At 56.1% G+C, this 22,197-nt stretch carries 25 protein-coding genes and 1 riboswitch; of the genes, 15 read left to right on the top strand and 10 right to left on the bottom strand.

Translation table 11 applies throughout. The features are described from left to right. Positions 1-26: 26 nt before the first annotated feature. Both ABC336_RS24950 and ABC336_RS24955 read left to right on the top strand, forming a co-directional pair. Positions 27-623 carry a DUF948 domain-containing protein gene (locus ABC336_RS24950; protein ID WP_413241231.1) on the top strand — a complete coding sequence of 199 codons (597 nt, stop codon included), beginning with the start codon at positions 27-29 and terminating at the stop codon, positions 621-623. 15 nt (positions 624-638) lie between these two features. Continuing rightward, positions 639-1,841, top strand: coding sequence for a PP2C family protein-serine/threonine phosphatase (locus ABC336_RS24955; protein WP_413241232.1), 1,203 nt, complete (start codon positions 639-641; stop codon positions 1,839-1,841). 86 nt (positions 1,842-1,927) lie between these two features. Here ABC336_RS24955 and ABC336_RS24960 read toward each other — a convergent pair whose 3' ends face one another. The 4 genes from ABC336_RS24960 to ABC336_RS24975 form a co-directional block, all read right to left on the bottom strand. Continuing rightward, positions 1,928-2,974: a magnesium transporter CorA family protein gene (locus ABC336_RS24960; protein ID WP_413241233.1), complete on the bottom strand. Its 1,047-nt coding sequence runs from the start codon at positions 2,972-2,974 to the stop codon at positions 1,928-1,930. Positions 2,975-3,070: 96 nt separating this feature from the next. Beyond that, positions 3,071-3,835 (bottom strand): sigma-70 family RNA polymerase sigma factor, encoded by a 765-nt coding sequence (locus ABC336_RS24965; protein WP_413241234.1) that lies wholly within the window; start codon positions 3,833-3,835, stop codon positions 3,071-3,073. Continuing rightward, positions 3,832-4,317 (bottom strand): anti-sigma B factor RsbW, encoded by a 486-nt coding sequence (gene rsbW / locus ABC336_RS24970; RefSeq protein ID WP_413242602.1) that lies wholly within the window; start codon positions 4,315-4,317, stop codon positions 3,832-3,834. Before rsbW ends, ABC336_RS24965 begins: the two co-directional genes overlap by 4 nt. 37 nt (positions 4,318-4,354) lie before the next feature. Continuing rightward, positions 4,355-4,681, bottom strand: a complete 327-nt coding sequence (locus ABC336_RS24975; protein WP_413241235.1) for an STAS domain-containing protein — start codon at positions 4,679-4,681, stop codon at positions 4,355-4,357. 230 nt (positions 4,682-4,911) lie between these two features. Between ABC336_RS24975 and ABC336_RS24980 the strand changes: the two genes are divergently transcribed. Further along, on the top strand, positions 4,912-5,070 hold the full coding sequence (locus ABC336_RS24980; RefSeq protein ID WP_413241236.1) for a hypothetical protein: 159 nt from the start codon (positions 4,912-4,914) through the stop codon (positions 5,068-5,070). Between the two features lie 79 nt (positions 5,071-5,149). Next, positions 5,150-5,695, top strand: a complete 546-nt coding sequence (locus ABC336_RS24985) for a general stress protein (protein ID WP_413241237.1) — start codon at positions 5,150-5,152, stop codon at positions 5,693-5,695. Between the two features lie 152 nt (positions 5,696-5,847). Here the strand turns inward: ABC336_RS24985 and ABC336_RS24990 are convergent, their stop codons facing one another. From ABC336_RS24990 to ABC336_RS25000, 3 genes are all read right to left on the bottom strand, one after another. After that, positions 5,848-7,080: an NAD(P)/FAD-dependent oxidoreductase gene (locus ABC336_RS24990; RefSeq protein WP_413241238.1), complete on the bottom strand. Its 1,233-nt coding sequence runs from the start codon at positions 7,078-7,080 to the stop codon at positions 5,848-5,850. 179 nt (positions 7,081-7,259) lie between these two features. Next, positions 7,260-7,463, bottom strand: a complete 204-nt coding sequence (locus ABC336_RS24995) for a hypothetical protein (protein ID WP_413241239.1) — start codon at positions 7,461-7,463, stop codon at positions 7,260-7,262. 49 nt (positions 7,464-7,512) lie between these two features. Then, positions 7,513-8,004, bottom strand: a complete 492-nt coding sequence (locus tag ABC336_RS25000; RefSeq protein WP_413241240.1) for a YtxH domain-containing protein — start codon at positions 8,002-8,004, stop codon at positions 7,513-7,515. Between the two features lie 205 nt (positions 8,005-8,209). Here ABC336_RS25000 and ABC336_RS25005 point away from each other — a divergent pair, with 205 nt between their 5' ends. Continuing rightward, on the top strand, positions 8,210-9,301 hold the full coding sequence (locus tag ABC336_RS25005) for an asparaginase (RefSeq protein ID WP_413241241.1): 1,092 nt from the start codon (positions 8,210-8,212) through the stop codon (positions 9,299-9,301). On the opposite strand, the gene ABC336_RS25010 is transcribed toward ABC336_RS25005, so the two are convergent. Then, on the bottom strand, positions 9,298-10,155 hold the full coding sequence (locus ABC336_RS25010; protein ID WP_413241242.1) for an AraC family transcriptional regulator: 858 nt from the start codon (positions 10,153-10,155) through the stop codon (positions 9,298-9,300). The genes ABC336_RS25005 and ABC336_RS25010 overlap by 4 nt on opposite strands. A 161-nt stretch (positions 10,156-10,316) precedes the next feature. Here ABC336_RS25010 and ABC336_RS25015 point away from each other — a divergent pair, with 161 nt between their 5' ends. The 4 genes from ABC336_RS25015 (at position 10,317) to ABC336_RS25030 (ending at position 14,790) form a co-directional block, all read left to right on the top strand. After that, positions 10,317-11,489, top strand: a complete 1,173-nt coding sequence (locus tag ABC336_RS25015) for a galactokinase (RefSeq protein ID WP_413241243.1) — start codon at positions 10,317-10,319, stop codon at positions 11,487-11,489. 47 nt (positions 11,490-11,536) lie between these two features. Then, positions 11,537-12,520, top strand: coding sequence for a UDP-glucose 4-epimerase GalE (galE, locus tag ABC336_RS25020; protein WP_413241244.1), 984 nt, complete (start codon positions 11,537-11,539; stop codon positions 12,518-12,520). Positions 12,521-12,543: 23 nt separating this feature from the next. Next, positions 12,544-14,133: a UDP-glucose--hexose-1-phosphate uridylyltransferase gene (locus ABC336_RS25025; RefSeq protein WP_413242603.1), complete on the top strand. Its 1,590-nt coding sequence runs from the start codon at positions 12,544-12,546 to the stop codon at positions 14,131-14,133. 177 nt (positions 14,134-14,310) lie between these two features. Then, entirely contained in the window at positions 14,311-14,790 is a 480-nt protein-coding gene (locus ABC336_RS25030) for a hypothetical protein (protein ID WP_413241245.1), read from the top strand. A gap of 99 nt (positions 14,791-14,889) precedes the next feature. Here ABC336_RS25030 and ABC336_RS25035 read toward each other — a convergent pair whose 3' ends face one another. After that, positions 14,890-15,117 (bottom strand): DUF1128 domain-containing protein, encoded by a 228-nt coding sequence (locus ABC336_RS25035; protein WP_413241246.1) that lies wholly within the window; start codon positions 15,115-15,117, stop codon positions 14,890-14,892. Positions 15,118-15,251: 134 nt separating this feature from the next. On the opposite strand from ABC336_RS25035, the gene yyaC reads away from it, so the two are divergent. From yyaC to ABC336_RS25065, 6 genes are read left to right on the top strand one after another with little or no spacing between them, the layout of a single operon-like run. Continuing rightward, positions 15,252-15,854, top strand: coding sequence for a spore protease YyaC (gene yyaC / locus ABC336_RS25040; RefSeq protein WP_413241247.1), 603 nt, complete (start codon positions 15,252-15,254; stop codon positions 15,852-15,854). A gap of 13 nt (positions 15,855-15,867) precedes the next feature. Next, on the top strand, positions 15,868-16,686 hold the full coding sequence (locus tag ABC336_RS25045) for an alpha/beta fold hydrolase (RefSeq protein WP_413241248.1): 819 nt from the start codon (positions 15,868-15,870) through the stop codon (positions 16,684-16,686). Between the two features lie 23 nt (positions 16,687-16,709). Beyond that, entirely contained in the window at positions 16,710-17,378 is a 669-nt protein-coding gene (locus ABC336_RS25050) for a DUF6483 family protein (protein ID WP_413241249.1), read from the top strand. Next, entirely contained in the window at positions 17,362-18,540 is a 1,179-nt protein-coding gene (locus tag ABC336_RS25055; protein WP_413241250.1) for a class I SAM-dependent methyltransferase, read from the top strand. Before ABC336_RS25050 ends, ABC336_RS25055 begins: the two co-directional genes overlap by 17 nt. Before the next feature lie 53 nt (positions 18,541-18,593). Further along, positions 18,594-20,255 (top strand): histidine kinase N-terminal 7TM domain-containing diguanylate cyclase, encoded by a 1,662-nt coding sequence (locus tag ABC336_RS25060; RefSeq protein ID WP_413242604.1) that lies wholly within the window; start codon positions 18,594-18,596, stop codon positions 20,253-20,255. Between the two features lie 13 nt (positions 20,256-20,268). Further along, positions 20,269-21,351 (top strand): HD-GYP domain-containing protein, encoded by a 1,083-nt coding sequence (locus ABC336_RS25065; RefSeq protein WP_413241251.1) that lies wholly within the window; start codon positions 20,269-20,271, stop codon positions 21,349-21,351. Positions 21,352-21,366: 15 nt separating this feature from the next. Beyond that, positions 21,367-21,460: riboswitch (cyclic di-GMP riboswitch) on the top strand. A 146-nt stretch (positions 21,461-21,606) separates the two neighbouring features. On the opposite strand, the gene ABC336_RS25070 is transcribed toward ABC336_RS25065, so the two are convergent. Next, the gene (locus tag ABC336_RS25070) at positions 21,607-21,876 is read right to left on the bottom strand and encodes a hypothetical protein (protein ID WP_413241252.1); all 270 of its coding nucleotides are present in this window, start codon (positions 21,874-21,876) and stop codon (positions 21,607-21,609) included. Between the last annotated feature and the right edge of the window lie 321 nt (positions 21,877-22,197).

A 22,197-nucleotide genomic window follows, 5' to 3' on the forward strand; every position in this document is an offset into this window, starting at 1 on the left:
TAACGAACTCGCGAATGGAGGTATGGATGATGATAATGGAAATCAGTGTATTGATCATGGCCATCTCGGTGGCAGTATTGGTAATCTTCTTGGTGCAAACGCTCCGGAAAGCCCAGCAATCCATCGAAACGGCCAATGAGACGCTGCGGGAAGCGCGGGATCTTATCAATACATCCAAGGACGATGTGGAAGGACTGGTCGGCAATGTGCGGGATCTGATCGGACAGGTCAATGCACAGGTTGGAGCGGTCCAGCCGCTCATGTCCTCCGTCCGTGATGTCGGCACTGTCGTACACGAAGTAACGACGGCGGCCCGAGAGGTGTCTACGACTTGGGTAGACAGCATGAAACGCAAATCGAAGCAGACGGTAGCCCAGGTAGATCGCATCACGGCAGCCAAAGCAGCTGCGCCTGCTCCGGAAGGCAGTATGAAGTGGCTGGACTGGATCGACACTGGCGTCAAAGCAGTGCGAGGCATTCAAAATGCGCTGCAAGCCCTTAAAAATACATCTGCCGCGTCCCCTCAGGTCGCGGCCACCAGCGAGCTAGTCGCGACACAACCCAATAAGGAGCAACCGGTCGCAGAGGAGCAAACGGCTAATTTGAACAGACGGTTAAGCTAGAATAGGAGACGGTGCATGGACAGACAGGAAAGACTCTCAAAAAGCTGGAAAATGAAAATTTTAATCGTCGATGACAATCCGATGAATGTCACCGTCGTGCAAGAAATGTTGAAACGCGCGGGTTACCGCAACGTGCATGCGGCCAGCTCAGGCATGGAGTTGTTCGAGCTGGTCGGACTGACACCAACAGGCGAGGAGCCAGAGGGACATGTGCTCAACGATCATGGTTTCGATCTGATCCTGCTGGATATGATGATGCCCAAGATTGACGGCATCGCTGCCTGCCGAGCGATGCAGAACTCGGAGCGGCTGCGGGATATCCCGATCATCATGGTCACAGCGATCGGCGACTCCAAGAAGCTTGCCGAGGCGCTAGATGCGGGAGCGAGCGACTATGTCACCAAGCCGATCAACAAGATCGAACTGCTCGCCCGGATCCGGGTGGCCTTGCGGCTGAAAGAAGAAAAGGACTGGCATAATGAACGGGACCGGCGACTGCATGAAGAGCTGCTGCTTGCCAAGGAGGTTCAGTCGGCTGTTCTGCCTCAGCCGGTAGCGGAGAGCGGTATCGATATTGGTTCGATCTTTTCCCCGTCCGAGGAGCTGGCGGGGGATCTTTATTCATGGCACCGGATCGATACCCATCGGTACGGAGTCGCGGTAGTCGATGCAATGGGTCATGGGATCTCTTCGTCGCTGGTGTGCATGTTCATTGCTTCAGTACTGAAGGACGCGATGATCAAGCTGGTCGATCCGAAGCGAGTCGTCCGCGAGTTGAACCGGCGGGCGATGCAGCTGCAGTTTACCGATCAGCTGATCCAGTACTATTACACGGCGATCTACCTCGTGGTCGATGTGGAGAAGGGCATCGTCGAATATGTCAATGCCGGACATCCGCCGGGGGTGCTGCTCCGTGAGAACGGCGAGACGCCAATCCGGCTGGAGGGTGGATGCTCCGCAATCGGCTTGTTCGAGGACATCGAGATTCAGAAGCATACCGTATCGATCAACAAAGGGGACCGCATCGTTCTTGTCACCGACGGTATCCTGGAGATGATCAACGCTTCCGATGACGAGAAGCTGGATCGCCTCTATGAACAGCTAGCTCAGACGAATGGTCCGGATGCGGCCGAGCAGTGGTCCGAGCAGTTTTTTAGCTCGGATATTCCTGCCGAACGGCCGGATGACCGCTGCCTCGTGTGGGTGCATCTCAAGTAGGGCAGACTTAAATGTAGAGCAATAGAGACAGGCCCGTTCTTCATCCCTTATATGGAATGAGGAACGGGCCTTAGCTGATATAAGGCTTACTTGCGCCTGCTGTGTCGTAATTTTCGCGATTGCTTGATGACATTGCCGTCAGAAGGCTCCGTGGGCGCTGCTCTTCCAGGCTGCTCCGTCAGTTGCTGCTTCCTGGATCGTCGGCGCTTGCGGCTGAGCAGCAGATCGCCTGTCCAGCCTTTGCGCCAGAGCCATAGATAGATGAACAGGGTGAAGGCAGTAACGACGGCACAGATGAGCAGGAAGCCTGCAGGCTCGGCCGACCATGGGAGGAGCCGGAAGTTCATGCCCCACAAGGCGCCGGCGACGGTAGCGGGGGTGAAGAGCGCGGTAAAGATCGTCAACGTCTTCATGATGTCATTGCCTCGAAGACTGGCGATCGCGTCGTCCATCGAGATCAAGGTGTCGATCTCAGCGCTGTAATGCTGGAGCAGAGCTTCGATGCGGAGCAGTCGGTGCTGCAGGCGCCGTGCGGTATCGGTCTGCTCCAAGGCCGTCAGGAAGGCCTCTCGGGCGGCGCCTTCAATCTCGCGGATCGGGATGAAGAGGTGACTCCAGTGCAGCAGCTCGTAACGACGTTCGAAGATCTCATCGAGCAGATCCGCCCGGTTTCGCGATTGCATGACACTCTCCAGGGCGCTCAGACGCTGCTCGAAGCGGTCCAGACCTTCATGGAAGCTGTCGAGCAGCGCTTGCAGCACGATCAGCAGCGCTTCTGGCGCGCTGCCGCACCGCTCCAGCCTGCTCTGCCAGGGTGGGAGCTGCAGCCGGGAGACCAAGGTGGCATCGGGCGGCAGAAGGACCAGCTTAGTCTGTTCTGCCCGGAAATGCAATGGGGCGGTATCCCATTGAGTCCCCGGCTGCTGAATCATCAATGTGCCTTCGATTACAGAAGCGCCCCCGTGCAGCTCGGAAACCTGGACATGATTCATCTGGCGGCCCGCTGACCGCTCCAGCCAGGAGTGCAGCTCCGGAAGCGGGTTGCGTGCGTCAACTGTCTGTCCCTTGGTCGATGAGGGCAAAAGCAGATGCCATTCCCAGCCAGCCGGGTAACGCAGACGGCGGTGATCCATAACCATTACCTCCACAATCCCGAGTCAGATAAAAAGGCACGCTATCAGCTCTGCATGGGCAGGACTGAAGGTGCCTAGAGGTTGTTCGTGAATGTATTATTCCGCTTCCGTCAACAACTGCTTCAGTTTGTCGATCGCACGCTTCTGAATGCGCGAGATACTCATCTGCGAGACGCCCAATTGATCCGCAATCGTGCGCTGCGGCAGACCTTCATCGAAGACAAGGAGCAGTACCTGTTGTTCTTCCGGCTTCAGCTTGGCCATAGCCGACTGCAGGTCCAGCTTCTTGTCAACGGTATCAAAATCGTCAGCCTGGGAGCCGATCAGCTCGCCAAGCGTCGTGTTGCTGTCTTCTTCGGAGATCGGTGTGTCCAGAGACACATAGTGATAGAGATCGCGTCCGGCCAAGATCTCCAGCGTCTCTTCATAAGACAATTCCAGGTAGCTCGCGATCTCATCCACGTTGGGAGAGCGTTCCAACTGCACCGTCAGATGATCGATGGCTTGCTGAACGACAATGCCCTTCTCCTTGATCCGCCTTGGAACCTGGACGTACCAGGATTTGTCACGCAAATAGTTTTTCATATGGCCGATAATGCTTTTCATGGCGTACGGCTCGAATTGGACGCCTACAGTGGCATCGTATTGACCGAACAAACGGAGCAATGCCATCTGTCCAACCTGGTACAAATCCTCGTACAAGTCGGGACGATTTCTCGATATTTTGCCGGCCGCCATTCGAACCATAGGCTCATAGAATTCGATTAGCTGAGTCGCCGCCTCGTTGGTAGGGTTCTCCTGGTAAGCCAGGATGAGCGCCGCAGGCTCGAGGGACGAAGATTCTGCCGGTTGCGTACTCATGCCGTTTCTTCACTCCTGACAAGGCGTTTGGTCAGAATAACTTCAGTACCCGATTCGCTGTGCACCTCCACCTGATCCATTAACGCCTGCATAAGATATAATCCCAGCCCGCCTGGATTGATCTCACCGATCGACTTGCCCAGCAGAGGCGAAGCTTGGGGAGCTCCGACTGCAGCTACAGCATCGAAGCTTTGTCCTTCATCCTTGACGACGATCGAGAGTGAATCCTCTTTCTTAATATAACGAATCTCCATCCGGGGTTGTTCATCCGGAGCTATCGCGGCAGCGCCTGTGGCGGGGTTGCCGTAGGCGTGCAGCACGGCGTTGTTGCAAGCCTCCGATACGGCAACCTTCATATCCTCAATCTCTTCATACGAGAATCCCATCTTAGCGGCGATCCCATATAAGGTGACCCGGACCAGATCCACATATTCTGCGGTGGCCGGCAATTGTAGCGTAACCATCTCTTCGGTCGCTTTCATCGCGTTCATCCTCGTTCCCTTCTTTACGTTCTGAATTCTATACGATCTTCTGAGAGAAAAACGGCGTGATGCCGGTCATGTCGAAAAGTTTCTTAATCGTCGGCGGAATCGCCTCTACAGTAAATGGAGCATTTTGAGCGCTGCGGGCCTTAAGCACACTCAGCAGAATACCGATCCCGGTGCTGTCGATATACTTAAGATCTCTAAGATTAAGAGTCAGTTCACGATCGGTCAGCTCCACCAGAGGGGCCATTGCGGCACGCATCTGCGTCGCTACTTCAAGATCCAATTCGCCGCTGACGTACACAATGCATTTGCCTTCCTTGGTTTCCGTGCGCAGTTGAAATTTATCCGGTTGCTTCATCTTTTCCTCTCCTGACTCTAGAAATACGTAACTGTTCTAACTATTATCATACCTTATTCAAATGATTATTAACCAGTCTTCCAGACGTTTAAACATCGATTCCTCAAAGTTTTTATTAAGAATTAAAAGACCGCTTGACTTGAGACTGCAACCCTGTTTGGGAGCGTATGCAGGCGGGTAAGAAAGCTCATCAAGGCGAATCAAGCCACTTAGGAAAGGGGACGATAAGAATGCAACAGAACCGTCATGTGGATGTGGAGGAAAGACATGTTGAGAAACGGAGCGAACCGAGTCATGTCGCAGCAACTTTCATTAAATACGCAGCGTACATCATCATATTCTTCGGCGCGTTGTATTTCTTGGTCAACTATGTGTTCCCGATGTTCTAGATCATGCAAGCCGGGATCACCCGGGTAAGTCTGGTTCTATAGATTTAGGCAAGCTACTATAAGCAGGAGGGATTATCCAATGGGTAAAAAAATAGGCGTATTCAAAACGGAACAGCAAGCGATCGATGCGGTAGAATTGCTGGAAAAAGAAGGCTTCGTCACAGGTGAACTGCAGGTACTGGCCAGAGACGGAGATCATATGCACCGGATTGAGGCGGAAACGGATGTGCCTACGGATGAAGTACAAGAGATCGCCGAGAACAATGATGGCGGGCGTGTGATCGGCATCCCGCTGGCTGCCGGCGGCATGGGAGTGGGCAATCCGGGTGGAGCTACAGCCGCAGGACACAGCTACGGCGCCGCTCCGGCGGTCGGGGTAGGCTTCTTCGGCGGATTGTTCCGACGCGATTTCCGAGCCGATGACAATGACGGTATCCGCGATGCCCTCAGGGCGCTCGGACTGGACGGTAAGGAAGCTGACACTGCGCGTGACGCGATCCGGGAAGGCTCGCTCATCGTGGTCGTTGATCTGGAGGACGATGCCGAGAAGACCGACAGCGGCATCAGCCGCCTCGACAAGGCAGAAGCGGTCTTCCGCAGCAGCGGCGCGATTGATGTGCACTAAGCCGCTCGCTGAATAATTGAATGGCACTAACTACAAGGGCTATCCCATAATCACGCTTGATGATTGTGGGATAGCCCTTGTACGCATACGCGCATGAAGCATATAACGAGGCGCAGTGACGGATAGTCAGCCAAACTGCCGTAAGACTCCTCCTAGATGGAGGAGCCGGCGAGACTTGGTCTGTCAAGGCGTACGGTCTGCCATACCGGATGGGGCTCGCGGCCAAGCATCAAGTCGCGGACGATTCCGGAGGCCAGCATGCTGTAGACGGTGCCGTTGCCTCCGTAGCCGAGACAGTAATACACGCCTGGCCAGGACGGGTCGCTGCCGATAAAGGGGAGATTATCTCGGGATTCGCCGAAGGCGGCACACCATTCGTATTCAATCGGCTGGTCAAGCGTCGGGAACATCGAACGGATGCTCCGCTCCAGCTTGTCGATCCGCCGGGCTCTGGCATGATCATCCGCCACCGGCACCGATTGTTCCTCATCCAGTCCGCCGACCACAACGCGGCCATCCTGAGTAGTCCGCATATAGAGATAAGGGCGCGCGGTCTCCCAGATCATATAACGTCCAGGCCATACATCCAGAGAATGCTGAGGAGCGGTAACGGCAGCATAAGAACGGTTGATATCGGCTTTGATCAACTGTCCCCGCAGCTCTTCCGGTTCGTATCCGATCGCATATACGACGTGGTCCGCCTCCACGATATGACCGTTCGCTGTCTCAAGGAGATGCTGACCATCGACAGTACGATGAACGACGACCTCGGTCTGATTATACACCTCAACGCCTCTCCGGACATTGTCTTCCATAAGGCTGCGGACAAAACGATAAGGGTTGACCTCAGCATCTCCATGCAACAGGAGCGCAGCTGGCTTGGTGAAGGGGAAACGGGAGGCAAGCTGCTCTGCCGACCAATACTCCACATCGAAGCCGTATCGTGTGAGCATCTCATACTCGCGCTGAAGTTTAGGTACATCATCCACGCTGCTGGCCAGGTATAAGCTGCTGCGATCGACAAATTCGATCTCCTGGGGCAATCGTGCCGCCAGCTCCCGGAGCTGATGCACCGCCATCCGGCATGCGGCATAGAATTGTACGGCGGGTCCGGTACCAATCTGATCGCAAAGCTCATAAAGCATGACGTCATTGGCATACTGGAGCAGACCGGTGTTGGCGGAGGTGCTGCCGCCGGATATTTCATCACGCTCCAGAATGACCGTCGACAATCCGGCTTCGATCAACGTATGAGCGCAGATCGAGCCGGACATGCCGCCGCCGATGATCGCTACGTTCTTGCGGAGATTTCGGGTCAGCGGGGTGTACGTCTCCGACCGCTCCCAAGTCGTTGGCCAATATAGATTTCCATAATGATGCTCCATGGATGGTTGCTCCTTTTCCGAGTGGTGGTATGAGGTCGCCGCTTGCCGGAGGATGGCTCCGGGTTTTAAATATGGGGTCCATAAAAAGCCGGAGCCTGGGCCAATGTCATTAGTAATCTTAGCTTAATGACATTAAGCCTGCGGCTCCGGCATTCGCAGCATGCGCCCGCTGCGTATGGCTAGTCTTGAATCGGGTCGGGAACAAGTCCTTCTTCCTCAAGCTCAGCATTGGTTTTCACCTGCTCCATATCCTCACCAAGGCGTTTGAGATCTTCCATATCCTGTGCCATCGAACCATTCTCCGCCAGTTCGACCGGCTTGGCTTGAGCGCCGGCCTGTCCTGATTGCGGATGATCGGCCAATCTGCGGTGGTTGGCAGTCATAAGATCTCCTCCTGATGCGGTCTTAAACAGATCGTCCACAGCCTTCAGCTTACTTATTGCTTGATACGGAACTGGAGACGGATTCGGCAGATTCCTGCACTTTGTCCTGTGCAGAATCTACAGCTCCATGGGCACGCTCTGCCGCAGTCTCCGCAGCTTCCTTGCCTCGGATACCCACGACTGTAGCAGCTTCCTTGGCTTTGCCTGCTACTGTATCTACCGCTTCATGAGCGCGGTCTGCCGTAACGGCAGCTTTATTGCGGGCAGCCGAAGCCAGGTCCTGGACTTTACCTGCCAGCACAGTTGCTTGCTCGCCTACAGCTTGTGCAGCGCAGGTTGCAGTCTCAGCCAGGGCTGAGGCTTGCGTTTTGATAACCTCGCTCGCGCCTTCTGCTTTGACTTTGAGATCGCTTCGCAATTCGCGCCCGGATTTTGGTGCCAACAGGAGCGCTGCTGCTGCTCCGATCAACGCACCAACAATCGCGCTTTTCAGAGCTGTGCCGCCGTTAGACTGCTTTACTGTCTCTTGATTATTTTCCATGTTGGTTCATCTCCTTTATTATGGCTCAATTGGGGGCCTTCCATCGGCCCGGCTTGATGTATTTTTAACCCGATGGCGCTTTATTGAAACTTTTGTTGACGGAAGAGCATGGATGATTAGAAATGGGGGTAAAGGAATACAATGTAGAAACTGAGGGAAAGCCATGGGACTGGAACCAGGAAGCTCGGGAAAGGCGGGGTTGACGATGCAATCAGGAGAGTACAACAGGGCAGTGTCGCTGGCGGATGTCTGGCGCGGAGAGATGATCGAGAACGTCCATGTGGGCCATGCAGCCGTCACGGATGCCGAAGGGAGATTGCTGGCCTGGGCGGGGGATCCGGGAGCAGCGGTCTATATGCGATCTACAGCCAAGCCTGTGCAGGCGCTGCCGGCTCTGCTGCACGGCACGTTCGAACAGCTGGAGTGGGGAGATGAGGAACTGGCGCTGATGACAGCCTCGCATCGCGGCGAGCCGGCGCATATCGGCGTGCTGGAGCGGATGCTTGCGGCATCCGGAGTGTCGGAGAGCGACCTGGGACTGCCCGAGACGCTGCCGACAGAGGAATCAGCAAGGGAACGGCTGCTGCTTGAAGGGGGGAGGCGGCGGCGGATCTTTCACAATTGTGCAGGCAAACACATCGGCTTGCTCGCTGTGTGCCGGCAGCAGCAATGGCCCATGGAGAACTATATGTCGCCAGGTCACCCGGTTCAGGTGGAGATTCTGAACCATGTCGCAGAGCTGGCTGGTCTTGAGCCGTCAGCGGTGGGCCGTGCTACGGACGGCTGCGGCTTCCCGGTGTTCGCGCTGCCGCTATGGCGTATAGCACTGGTCTATGCCCGGCTGGCTGCTCCGCCCGCAGGCAGGATAACCGGACCAGTACACGCCGCACTCGGACGCATCGCCTCAGCGATGAGAGCCGCGCCGCGCCTGGTGGAGGGGGCGGGGCGGCTGGCGACGACTCTGCTGGATGGCGGCGTGATCGCCAAGAGCGGGGCGCAGGGCATCTTTGGGTTGGCGTTGCCTGCGCTCCGGATCGGCGTTGCAGTCAAGATAGGGGACGGTTCCGAGGCGGCGCTGCCGGCTGTCGTCGCTTCGCTGTTGCGCTCGCTGGCCGCTTCGCCCCTGGCCGGCCATGAATCGCTTGCCATCGAAGGAGTGTGCAGCACTGTATTGCAGGAGCATCCCGGCACAGTGCTCAGCGACCGCGGCGAGCCGGTCGGACTGATCGAGCCGACGATCAAGCTGTCCTTCGGCGAACGCCCGCGCAGCAGAGGACGCAATACCTGGCTCGCTTAATCGTCCTGCGCCTGTCTCATCGCTTCGCGGTAAGCGGTAGGCGACTGCTCGTACAGACGGCGGAACTGCTTGGAGAAATAGAGCGGATCGTGGAAGCCGACCGAGGCTGCGATCTGCTCGATCGTCAGCTCCTGGCTCCCCCGCAGCAGCTGACGGGCTTTGTCCAGGCGCAGCTTCAGCAGGAAATGCACCGGCGTCAAGCCGGTGCGCTGCTTGAAGATTCTGGACAAGTAGGCCCGGTTATAGCCCATCGTGTCTGCCATTCGTTCAATGGACACCGGCTCGGCATATTGTGTCGAGAGGTAGTGGATCACCCGCTGGATCAAGCCGCCTCCCTCGTCGTCACGGTAGGAATCGTCAGCAGCGGGCTCCATCGCCCGGCCAAGCTCGACCATGATCAGGTGGAGGTAGCCGAGCGCCTGCAGATCCGCCATCCTGCCGCTGCTGCGGAAGACATGCCGGATGCCGCGGAACAGCACGGCAAGACGCCTGCTGCCGCCATCCAGGACAGGCAGTCCCTGTCTCAAGCCTGCGGAGCCTACCAATTGGGAGGCTTCCGAGCCGGCGAAGGCAACCCAGCGATAATGCCACGGTTGCTCGGCGTCGGAGATATAGCTGACCAGCTGCTGTGGCTCGATGACGAACGTTTGTCCGGCACGCAGATCATATTGCGTGTCCTGGAAGGTGAATGTTCCAGCCCCTGCAAGCACATGATGCATCAGGTAAAAGTCATACACCTTGGGTCCCTGCTGATGCCTGGCTGCTGTCTGGCTCTCGCCGGCAAACAGGACATTCAGTCTGCCATGCTCAATCGTGACGGGATTGGATGCTACGGTATAAAACGGCTGCTTCATTCGTTTCGCCGCCTCCTTTGCTATGTTTATCCAGCTTATCATCAAATACAAGGCATGTGAAAGTCACATAATTCCATGCGCCCTTCACATCATGCCATTTCTTTCGTCCATTTGTTGTACTATACTGAGATCAAACGATACAGAAAGCGGTGGAACTAAAGGTGGCAAATATCGAACAACTAACCGAACAGTTTTTGCAGCATTATGGAGGCGTGGCCGACGGACTGCATGTCTTCCATGCGCCTGGCCGGGTCAATCTGATCGGCGAGCATACGGATTATAATGGCGGCTATGTGTTCCCGGCAGCACTCACCTTCGGCACTACGCTGCTGATCCGCGAGCGCGGGGACCGCAAGCTGGGTCTGGCATCGACGAACTTCGAGCTGGCCGGCGAGCTGGAGATCGACGGGATCGTGTACAAAGAAGAAGACGACTGGATGAATTATCCCAAAGGCATCGTCAACGAGCTGCAGCAGAGGGGATATGCGCTGCCGGCAGGCTTTGACCTGCTGTATCACGGGGAGATCCCCAACGGCTCGGGCCTGTCCTCCTCGGCGTCGATCGAAGTCGTGACCGCTTATGCACTGCTCTCCCTGAGCGGCCACCCGACGGATACGGTCGAGATTGCTCTGCTCGCTCAGCGATCCGAGAATGAATTCAACGGCGTCAAGTGCGGCATCATGGACCAGTTTGCCGTAGCCAACGGCAAGAAGGACCATGCCATCCTGCTGATGTGCGACACCCTTGCTTACGAGCTCGTACCATTCAACAGCGGCAGCTACCGGCTCGTCATCGGCAATACCAACAAGCGCCGCGGCCTCGTCGATTCCAAGTACAATGAGCGCCGCAGCCAATGCGAGCAGGCCGTGCAGGATCTCAAGGCGGCTTTTCCCGAGCTGACGCTGCTCGGTCAGCTGACCGTGCAGCAGCTGCAGGACAATGCCCACCTCATCAAAGATCCGCTCGTCATGAACCGGGCCCGGCATGTCGTCGAAGAGATCGACCGCGTCGTGCGCTCCGTCGATGCGCTCAAGGCTGATGACCTGATCTCCTTTGGCCGTTATATGAACGAATCGCACGATTCGCTGCGAGATTTGTACGAAGTGACCGGCGATGAGCTCGATGCCATGGTCGAATCGGCCAGGGCAGTGCCGGGCGTCCTCGGTTCCCGGATGACCGGCGCGGGCTTCGGCGGCTGTACTGTATCGCTCGTTCATGAAGACAGCGTCGATACCTTCATCGCCCAGGTCGGCGAGCAGTACAAGGCCGCCACCGGTCTGGAAGCTTCGTTCTACGTCTGCTCGATCGGCAACGGCGTCGAGCAGCTGCGATAATCCATTGGGATGATAATGCACCTACAATTGGAGAGGAGAGAGGAATCATGGCTGTATTGGTAACTGGAGGAGCGGGCTACATCGGATCACACACGGTAGCGGCCCTGTTGGAACGAGGAGAAGAGGTCGTAATCGTCGATAATCTGCAGCAGGGTCACTTGCAGGCGGTACTGGGCGGACAGCTCTATGAAGGAGATCTGCGGGACAGCGGCTTCCTGGAGAGGGTATTCCTGGAGAATGAGATCGATGCCGTCATTCACTTTGCCGCCAATTCCCTGGTCGGAGAGAGTATGCAGGTACCAGGAAAGTATTACCATAACAATGTGTATGGCACGCTCTGTCTGCTGGAGAAAATGCACGAGCACAACGTGCGCCGCATCGTCTTCTCATCGACCGCAGCAACCTACGGCGAACCGGAGAATATCCCGATCGACGAGCATGACCGCACCCTGCCGACCAATGCATACGGCGAAACGAAGCTGGCGATGGAGAAAATGATGAAGTGGTTCGACACCGCTCATGACATCAAATCCATATCGCTCCGCTACTTCAATGCAGCCGGCGCGCACGAGGGCGGCAAAATCGGCGAAGATCATGCGCCGGAGACCCATCTCATCCCGATCGTGCTGCAAGCAGCCCTGGGACAGCGGCCGCACATCTCCGTGTTCGGCGATGATTATGATACGCCGGACGGCACCTGCATCCGGGATTATATCCACGTCAGCGACCTGGCGGACGCCCATGTGCTCGCGGTAGACAAGCTGCGCGGCGGCGGGGACAGCGCGATCTACAATCTTGGCAACGGCCAAGGATTTTCGGTGAAGGAAGTCATCGATATCGCCCGCGAAGTGACCGGCCGCGAGATCCCGGCCGTCATCGAAGCGCGCCGCGCCGGCGATCCGGCTACGCTCGTCGCTTCATCGGAACGTGCGCGCCGCGAGCTGGGCTGGAATCCGTCTCGCAACAAACTGCATGACATCATTGCCAGCGCCTGGGCGTGGCATCAGACTCATCCGCACGGCTATACCTAATGGAGGAGGAAACTATGAACACGATGAATGCAGCCTCCCGTGAGATCAGCCGATCGGAGCTCCAGCAGGTCCAGCAGGCGATCGAGGAGCTGGTGCAGTTCGGTCTCAAGAAACGGTTGTTCGCGCCTCTGGATACCGTCTTTACGCGCAATGCGCTGCTGGATCTGTTCGGGCTGAACGAGCCGGCAGGCGGCGAGCCGCCGCAGGCGCCGGACGAGCCCCTCGGAGCCCTTGACGTGCTGCTGGCGCACGGGGAGCGGATCGGTCTCATCCCGGATGGAACGACAACATGGCGTGACTTGCTCGATGCCCGGATCATGGGACTGCTGCTTGCCCGGCCGTCCGCGACGGCGGCAGCCTTTCGGCGGCAGGCCGAGACGGAGGGCATCCGGGCGGCCACCGATGCTTTTTATCAGCTCAACATCGATTCCAACTACATCCGGATGGACCGGATTCGCAACAATCAGTATTGGCAGTATGCTTCGGACAGCGGTCAGCTTGAGATCACGATCAATCTGTCGAAGCCGGAGAAAGACCCTCGGGAGATCGCGCTGCTCAAGTCGCTGCCCCAGAGCGCTTACCCGCTTTGTCTGCTGTGTCCGGAGAATGTCGGCTATGCGGGCCGGCCCGACCATCCGGCCAGGCAAAATCTGCGGACCCTGCCGCTGCAGCTGAACGGCGAAGACTGGTTCTTTCAATATTCTCCCTACGTCTATTACAACGAGCACTGCATCGTCTTCCGCAGCGAACATCTGCCGATGTCGATCTCGCCGGTCACTTTTGTCCGGCTGCTGGATTTCGTTGAGCAGTACCCGCACTACTTCGTCGGATCCAACGCCGATCTGCCGATTGTCGGCGGCTCGATCCTGAGCCATGATCATTTTCAGGGGGGACGTCATACCTTCCCGATGGAGACGGCTCCCTCTGAGGCGTCCTACTACCATGGGGACTTTGACGGCGTGAAGGTCTCGATCGTGCGATGGCCGATGTCGGTGGCGCGGCTGAACAGCACGAGCAAAAAGACGCTGCTGCGGGCAGCAGAGCATATGCTGGAAGCCTGGCGGAGCTACAGCGACAGCGACGCAGACGTCGAGGCATATAGCGTTCAGGACGGGGAACGCATCCCGCACAACACGATTACGCCGATTGCCCGGCTGCGGGACGACGGCACCTATGAGCTCGACCTCGTACTCCGCAACAACCGGACGAGCGAAGAGCATCCGGACGGGATCTTCCATCCGCATCGCGAGCTGCACCATATCAAGCGGGAGAATATCGGTCTGATCGAGGTGATGGGACTGGCGGTACTGCCGGGCCGTCTCAAGTCTGAGCTGGAGCAGCTTGGGGCCTATCTGACCGGCGCCGCGACCGATTCTCCCATCAGCCTGCGGGATGACGGGCATCCGCTGCATCATCATGCGGTCTGGATGGAGGAGCTGTGCGGCAAATACGGCACAGCGCTGTCCGCCGAAGCCGCGGCCCAGGCGCTCCGTGAAGAAACAGGAGAGAAGTTTCATCAGGTTCTCTCCGATGCAGGGGTTTTCAAGACCACATCTAGAGGAAGAGCTGCCTTTGACCGCTTCCTGAGAGGCGCCGGCTGGCTTGCCGAATAATGATCTATTGTTAATTATGCAACCTGCCGGGCGGCAGGTTGTTTTTCCTTTTCTTTTTAATATCTTTATGGTAATATTTTATAATTAGTAACAAATTCAATATTGTTGCATGGTCACAGTGGCAGCTACTCTGATACCTACAGCAGCTAGTATTTAAAAAAAGAACTGGAGGATTATATGATGACAGGGCCGATTATTCCCTTGGACGAATTTTTGAAACTGGAGAAGGAAGAGCAAGTCGAACGGCTGAAGCGCTGGAAGATGGATTATACGCTCAAGGATATCCGCGAGGCATGGGGCTTTAAGCATTCGGCGCAGTATTATATGCTGCTCAAGAAACTGCGGATCTACGAGCAGGTCGTCAACAAATCGGACAAGTTTTTCCCGGAGCAGCTCATGAACGGACGCGGCTCGGGCGAACGGGGATTCGGCGGCGTACAGCAGCTGCAGGCTGTCAGTCCGCCCCAGCCCCGGGCCGATCATTTCGATTATCAGCTCAATCTGTCGATGACCGGGCCGGAGATTGCCGAGAAGTTGGAACGGCTCGCGCAGTTCCTCAGAGGGGAGCAAAAGGAGATCTCCATCAAGCTGACGCTGGCATCGGCCGAAGAGAAGCCGGCAGCCGAGACGGAGAAAGAAGAGACGGAGAACGCCTGATTGGCAGGAGTTGCAGGGGAGCAGAATGCTCCCCGTTTTTTATTGAAGTCATAGGAATGTCGAAAAAAGCGGAATTTTGGCATAATGTGGATAAAAATGTTATTTATTACGCATCTTGCCCAATTCAGCTACAATACCTTCAACTTCGCTGATGCTGATGTTGTTCTTTTCATTCACCAAGTCGTACAGCTCTTTGATGTCTTCATAATGGCTGATGCTGAAGTGCGATGGCTTTATCGCAGCGGCTGAAGCCATGCGCAGCTTTGATTTGATTGCTTCGATCATGAAGGCAATATTGTCCTCTGTTGGTTCATTAAGATTAGCCATGGCCGTTCCTCCCTTCCGAATCCGGTGCTATTTATTCTAACATGATAATGAAAAGCCTGCCATTCGATTGATGCGATGGACCGAATTAGGTACAATGAATGCACAAGGAAGGCAAGAGTGGAGGTGCATATCCGATGAGGCGAACGGCGGCAAAAGCCGGGCCGGCGCATACTGGCCTGTTTATCCCGGAGGCTGAGCGAAAGCTCGCTGCACTGCGTAAGCGGGAGAAGGTCGACAGCACAGGGCTGCTTCGCTTCCTGAAGGGCATCGCCGGCGAGCAGCCGGACCGCGAACGGATTGCGTTCCTGTGCATCGGCAGCGACCGCTCGACCGGGGACGCGCTGGGTCCGCTGGTGGGCGACCTGCTCCTGGGCAGAGGCTGGCCGCAGGTGAGCGGCACCCTGGCGGTACCGTGCGATGCCGGCAGTCTTGCTGAGATGACGGCCGCACTGCCGAAGGGATGCACCGTCATTGCAGTAGATGCATGTCTGGGCAGACCTGAATCTATCGGCAGCTTCCTCGTCTCCGACGGTCCGCTCAGGCCCGCTCAGGCCATCGAGGGGACGGTGCTGCCCGATGTCGGTCACTACAGTATCGCCGCCGTGGTCAATCTGCAGAGCGCCAAGCCTTATCACACCTTGCAGACCACTTCGCTGCATGCCGTGATGCTGATGGCAAGGACCTTGGCCGATGCCATCTGTGACGCTTGGCCGCAGTCATCCAATCTTGAAGAATAGCAGGTGATGAACGATGAATACGATAGCAGATAAAAAAATGCTGGGCGAAGACGGTATGACAATCGCCTATTATGATAATGAAAAAATCGGCAAAGATGCCGGGCCGACAGTGATCCTGCTGCACGGTTATTGCGGCAGCTCCGCTTATTGGAAGGATGTGCTCCCCGTGCTGCAGCACGCCGGGCGCGTCATTGTCCCGGATCTGAGAGGCCACGGCGCTTCTTCCGCGCCAGCGGACGAGGTCTATGGGATGGAGGATTTTGCGGACGATATTATCCGGTTGATGGATCATCTTTATGTCCGGCAAGCGACGCTGATCGGGCATTCGCTCGGGGGCTACATTACCTTGGCTGTAGCCGAGCGGTATGCCGAACGTCTGAACGGCTTCGGGCTGGTTCATTCAACGGCCTACCCGGACAGCGAGGAAGCCAAAGCCGGCCGCGACCGGGCGGTGGAGACGATCGAGCGGGACGGCGTGGCAGCGTTTGTCGACGGTCTGGTGCCCAAGCTGTTTGCGCCGGAACATCTGGAGAGCATGCCCGATCAAGTGGCGCGGGTCAAAGAGATCGGCAGAGGGACGAGCCGCCATGGGGCCGCTGCGGCCGCCCGGGGGATGAAAGCCAGGCCCGACCGCAATGACGTACTGAAAAGCACGCTGCTGCCAGTGCTGCTGGTTGCCGGCGGCAAGGATGGCGTCATCGCGCCGGAGCGGACATTCAGCGTCGATAAGCCCAATATTACAAATGCGCTGCTCGCGGACGCGGGTCACATGGGAATGATCGAGAAGGCAGACGAAGAGGCTGCTCAGCTGCTGCAATTTTTGCAGTCCTGACATGCGACAGGGGTGATAGAGCGATGTTCCAAAGGGATTACTTTATGCGTATGATCGAGCAGATGACGCAGTCGATCGGCCAGGTGATGGGGTTGCGCGACCGCAAGGAGCACCTGCAGGCGCTGGCGATCGTCGATGAGCTGCTGGACCGGGAGTTCCGCCTGAATTCCCGCCTGATCGACTCGCTGACGGACAAGGAGCTGATCGGCATGCTGACCAGAGCCGGCGTCGTCGATCACGGCAGCCTGCAGGGGATCGCGCTTTTGCTCCGGGAAAAGGGCGAGATCTATGGGGAACAGGGCGAACCGGAAGCGAGCTATGCGGCGCTGCTCAAGTCGCTTCATCTCTTCGTCCGGGGCGCCCTGGAGGATGACGAACCGGTCACGGCCGAGCCTCGCAAGGAGATCGCGAGGCTGCGGAAGCTGCTGGACGAATATGAGCTGCCTGCCCAGACCAAGCGGCTGCTGCTCGATTGGCATGAGCAAGAGAATCGGCTTGATGAGGCGGAGAATCTGCTTCACGAGCTGTTGGAGGACGGTCAGCTGCCGCTGCAGGAAGCGGAGCGTTTCTATCATAGGCTGCTGGAGAAGTCTCCGGAGCAGCTCGCCAGCGGCGGTCTGCCGTTAGAGGAAGTACGGGAAGCTTATGACGAATTGCAACGACAGGGAGTGCAACATGGAGAAAGCCGATAACTGGGAGCGGGCGCTGATCTCTGCGATCGAGCAGCAAAGTCTGAGGCAGGCTACACTAAGCCAGCTGCGCAGCAAAAGCGGCGGCCACCCGCCAAAGACGATCATCCGTCCGGTCCAGCTCAAGCAGGGTTTCCGTTACCAATTTGAATATCATGAGCCCGGCCGCGTCACTCACGACAATCTCGAACCGGAGGCGGCGGCGCAGCTGGCGGTAAGGCTCTTGCAGGAGCAGTACAGGCAAGCGCTGATCAAGACGGAGGCGGCGGACCTGCAGCTGCTGTTCAGCAAGAAAGGCAAGCCTGCGCTGCTGCGCAAGCCGCCTACTGCGGCCAGTAGCGAGGCGCAGGACCATGACCGCAAGAAGCAGCGGGTGCTGGATGCCGAAGCTCCGGCACCTTTCCTTGTAGAACTCGGGATTCTCTCGCCTGCGGGCAGAGTGCTCGCCCAAAAGCAGGACAAGTACCGCCAGATCAACCGTTTCCTTGAGATGGTACTGGATGTGGCCGATGAGCTGCCGCAGGACAGAACGGTGACGATTGTCGATTTTGGCTGCGGCAAGTCCTATCTCACCTTTGCGCTGTACCATCTGCTGGCGATCCAGCAGCAGCGTCAGATCCGCATCATCGGTCTGGATCTGAAAGCGGATGTCATCGCCTGGTGCGAGCAGTTGGCGCGCAAGTTGAATTACATGAATCTCCGTTTCTTGCAGGGAGACATCGCCCGTTACGAAGAGCTGGAACAGGCGGATATGGTCGTGACGCTGCATGCGTGCGATACGGCAACCGACGCTGCGCTGGCCAAGGCTGTCAGTTGGGGAGCCTCTGTCATCATGTCCGTACCGTGCTGCCAGCATGAGCTCCTGCGGCAGGTGGACAACGAGATGCTGGAGCCGCTGCTTGCGCACGGACTGCTCAAGGAGCGTTTCTCGGCGCTTGTGACGGATAGCGTACGCGCCAGATTGCTGGAAGTGTTGGGGTACAAAGTGCAGCTGCTTGAGTTCATCGATCCCGAGCATACGCCCAAAAATCTGCTGATCCGGGCAGCGCGCGCAAGCGGCGGCGACCGGGCCCGCAAATGGAGCGAATATGTTGCGTTTCGTGACGGTCTCGGGATACAGCCCTATCTGGAAAAGGCGCTTGCCGGACGGTTGCCGGACGGTTAGAATAGCGTATATAGATTATTTTTGATGAATGGGTGAACCTTTTGGGATTCATGATGTGGTTTGATTTTTCGATACTCCTGATATTGGTTATCTTGTTTTTCTGTATCTTTCTCATTCAAACCATCACCAATCTACATAAAGTGTATTTCATGTTCCATTTTTTCATGCTGTTCTGGCCAGCCGGCCAGTTCGCCGCCTCCACCACTTCAGATCCGCAGTTCCAGGTTTTTTATATCAGCCTAGCTTATGTCGGTCTGGCGATGCTCGGCAGCGGCTGGTACCTGTTCTCAGTGTTCCTCAGCGGGAGTTCCTATCAGGTTAGCCGCAAATGGCTGATCCTGCTGCATGTCCCTGCACTCTCGGCAGCTGCTGGAGTCATGCTCAACCCGATGCACCTATTTATTCGTCCCATGCCGGAAGGCGGTTATGAAGAGCGTTTGTATGGACCGCTGCTATACTATCTGATTGCCGTGTTGATCGGTTATTCGGTCTTCTCGCTGATCCGGTTAATCCGCTCGCTTCGCTCTCCCTTACCGGCCCGTCAGAAACAACGGATTAGAATTTCGCTTCAAGGTGTAATATTATTTGCGGTGTTTGCATCGACGGATTTACTGTTTAGCATCGTTTTCAGGGAATCGCTGCCGACATTGAAGGGATTCACTTCGCTGGGAATCCTGCTGGCGGGGATTTATTTTGTCGTTGCCATCACCAGATACCGGATGTTCGATATCAAGGAGATTGCGCAGCAGGATATCGTTAACAGTGTGAATACGGGTATCCTGGTCATCGACGAGCAGGGAACGGTGTTGGAGGTCAACAAAGTGCTGCGCCCCTTCGTCAACCTGCGGGTCGGCGACTGTATCGACATAGGCAAATTCCTGAGTAAATATCAGCATGAGCAAGAGCTTGCAGACTTCCTGGTCGCCTATCACAGCAGACCGCCGAGGCATGCATATCTCGAGATCGTTCTGGGACACCCGAGCTTTCGGAATGCGGCCATCTATGCATCGCCCATCATCGATCATCGCGGAGTGGTGCTCGGCAGGGTGATCACCTTCCAGAATGTAACGGAGCTCCGTGAGCTCGTAGAGTCGTCGCGCAGACAAAACGATGTGCTGCAGGACCGCAACCGGGCGCTTATCCTGATGCAGGATGAGCTGTTCCAGGCCAATCAGAAGCTGGAGCATATGGCGATTACCGACAGTCTGACCGGTTGCTTCAACCGTCGTTATCTGATGCAGCAGCTCGAGCATGAGGTGCTGACCAACGTCAGATACCGGATCCCATTTGCGATCCTGTTGTTTGATATCGACCTGTTCAAAAATATTAATGATACTTACGGTCATCTCGTAGGCGATGAGGTTCTCCGCAGCACAGCCGAGGTTGTCAAAGGAACGCTAAGACGTACGGATATCCTTGCCCGCTATGGCGGCGAAGAATTTACAGTCTATCTGCCGCATACGAACAGCGAACAGGCGCAGATGCTGGCAGAACGATTAAAGTCAGCCATTGCAGGCAATGTAGTAGTGACAAGAACTGGTGAAACCCCGGTTTCGGTCACTGTCAGCATGGGCATGCTGGCCGTAGAAGAGGTAGAATACCGGATTGACGATCCCAAAGCCTATCTGCGCGAGTTGTTCACCAAAGTGGATGTCGCATTGTACAAGGCGAAGGACAATGGTCGTAACCGAATTGTAATTGCTGAGGAGACTTAAAGGCGGGGGATCCATGAAAAGAATTTCGATACATGCAGTGCGAGCCGGAGATGTGCTGGCCAAGCCCATCCTGCGGGAGAATGGACACGTCCTGCTTGGAATGGGTGTGGAGCTTACAGATCGTTTCATCGAGAGGCTGCGGGATATGCAGGTGGATACCTTGTTTATCGAGGACAAGTTGACGGAGGATATCCTGCCTGAGGAAGTCATCCGGGAGGAGACGCGCAAGCAGGCAGTCGATACCATCCATAAGACGATGACCTCGATTATTGACACCCCCGCCACGCGGGGCCGTGCAGTAGCGCCGGAGATGGGCCGGACGTTCCGGACGGTGTTTGGCCAGATATTCCAGGACCTGGTAGGCAGGAAGGATATCCTCGTCAGCCTGACCAATATTCATGTGGCGGATGCCTATCTGTTCCAGCATTCGGTCAATGTAGCCGTACTGGCGGGGATTATGGGAATTGCCAAAGGATATAACCGGACACAGATCGAGGAGCTGGGGATCGGCGCTCTCCTGTTCGATATCGGGATGACCAAGGTGCCGGTCGAGATCATCAACAAAAAAACGCCGCTCACCCCGGAGGAGCGCAAGATCGTGGAGCGTCACACGACAGATGGCTTCGAGTTGCTCCGCAGAGAGCATGATATCTCCCTGTTGTCCGCGCATTGTGCGCTGCAGCACCATGAGCGTTATGACGGGTCCGGCTATCCCCGCGGCCTTGAGAAAAACGAGATTCATGAGTATGCCCAGATTGTGGCCTTGGCGGATGTCTATGATGCGATGACCTCGCCGCGCTCGTACCGCAACCGTCATACGCCGTCGGAGACGATTGAGTTTTTGTTTGCTGCGGGCAATTCAATTTTTGATCTCGAGCTGATCAAGCTGTTCTGCAAGCATATTTCGATCTACCCGGTGGCGACCAGCGTGCTGCTCAACACCGGTCAAATCGGTGTCATCTCGGCCAACAATCCGTTGGCGGTGCATCGCCCAACGGTACGGATCGTGAAGGAAGCGGACGGCAGCTCGCCGAAGACGCCTTATGAGATTCACCTTAAAGATCAATTGCATATTTTGATTGTCAAAGAGTTGTAGTGCTTTCTTGACGCCATCACATATAGGCAAACTTGTCGAAAGGCAGGGACGCAAAGCTAAAGGGTCTACCGTTCCGCAGTCCGGAACCACCGACAGCCTGGCTGCCGATTTTGCGATAAAATCGTATCAGCCAGGCCGTCGCTGGAGATGGGCTTTTTTGTGCTTTGCGGGGTTATTTTTATTGTGTATGATTATTCAGCCTCCCTGTTCTACGGAACATGGGGGCTATCGACCGTTCATTCGAAGCTTCGGGCGCTACTCGGTGGCCGCCAGGCTGTTCAGCCGGCTGCCCTTGCGTACTTCCGCCCAGAAGTTGCCTGCGCTCTCGCATACCGGCTTCAACATATGGTAAGCGGGCGAGTCCGGCTGGACGTGGAAGGTGCTCTGTTCAAAGGAGCATCTGTCGAAGGCGAAGTTGTTGTCGGTGATCACGACGATGCAATCCCGAAAGGAACAGCCGATAAAATGAAAACCATCAAACATGATCGATTCTTTGGTAAACGTCTGGTTCGTAATAAGCTCCATAAATAACACTCCTTCTTGTTTGCACAGACATAATTTTGTAAGGGGGACAACCCTTTTGTGCGGTGGAATACCAGCATAGCAGACGGGAAACGAAATGTTTGTCGCAATGTCGTGCCGAACGAACGTTTTTCATCGACATTCAGTCTACAAATTCCGATCTGTTTATAAGGGTACACAGGAGGTTATACAGGCATCCCTTTATGGAAAAGCTGAGATTATATTCAAATTATAGAACTCACGTTCCCGACAAAGTGAGGACCAGTCATCATACAAGTCTATTTATTAAACCATTCTCACAGAAATGAATCACGTATGAGCCGT

The organism is Paenibacillus jepli (assembly GCF_047238105.1).
GTDB lineage: Bacteria > Bacillota > Bacilli > Paenibacillales > Paenibacillaceae > Paenibacillus_D.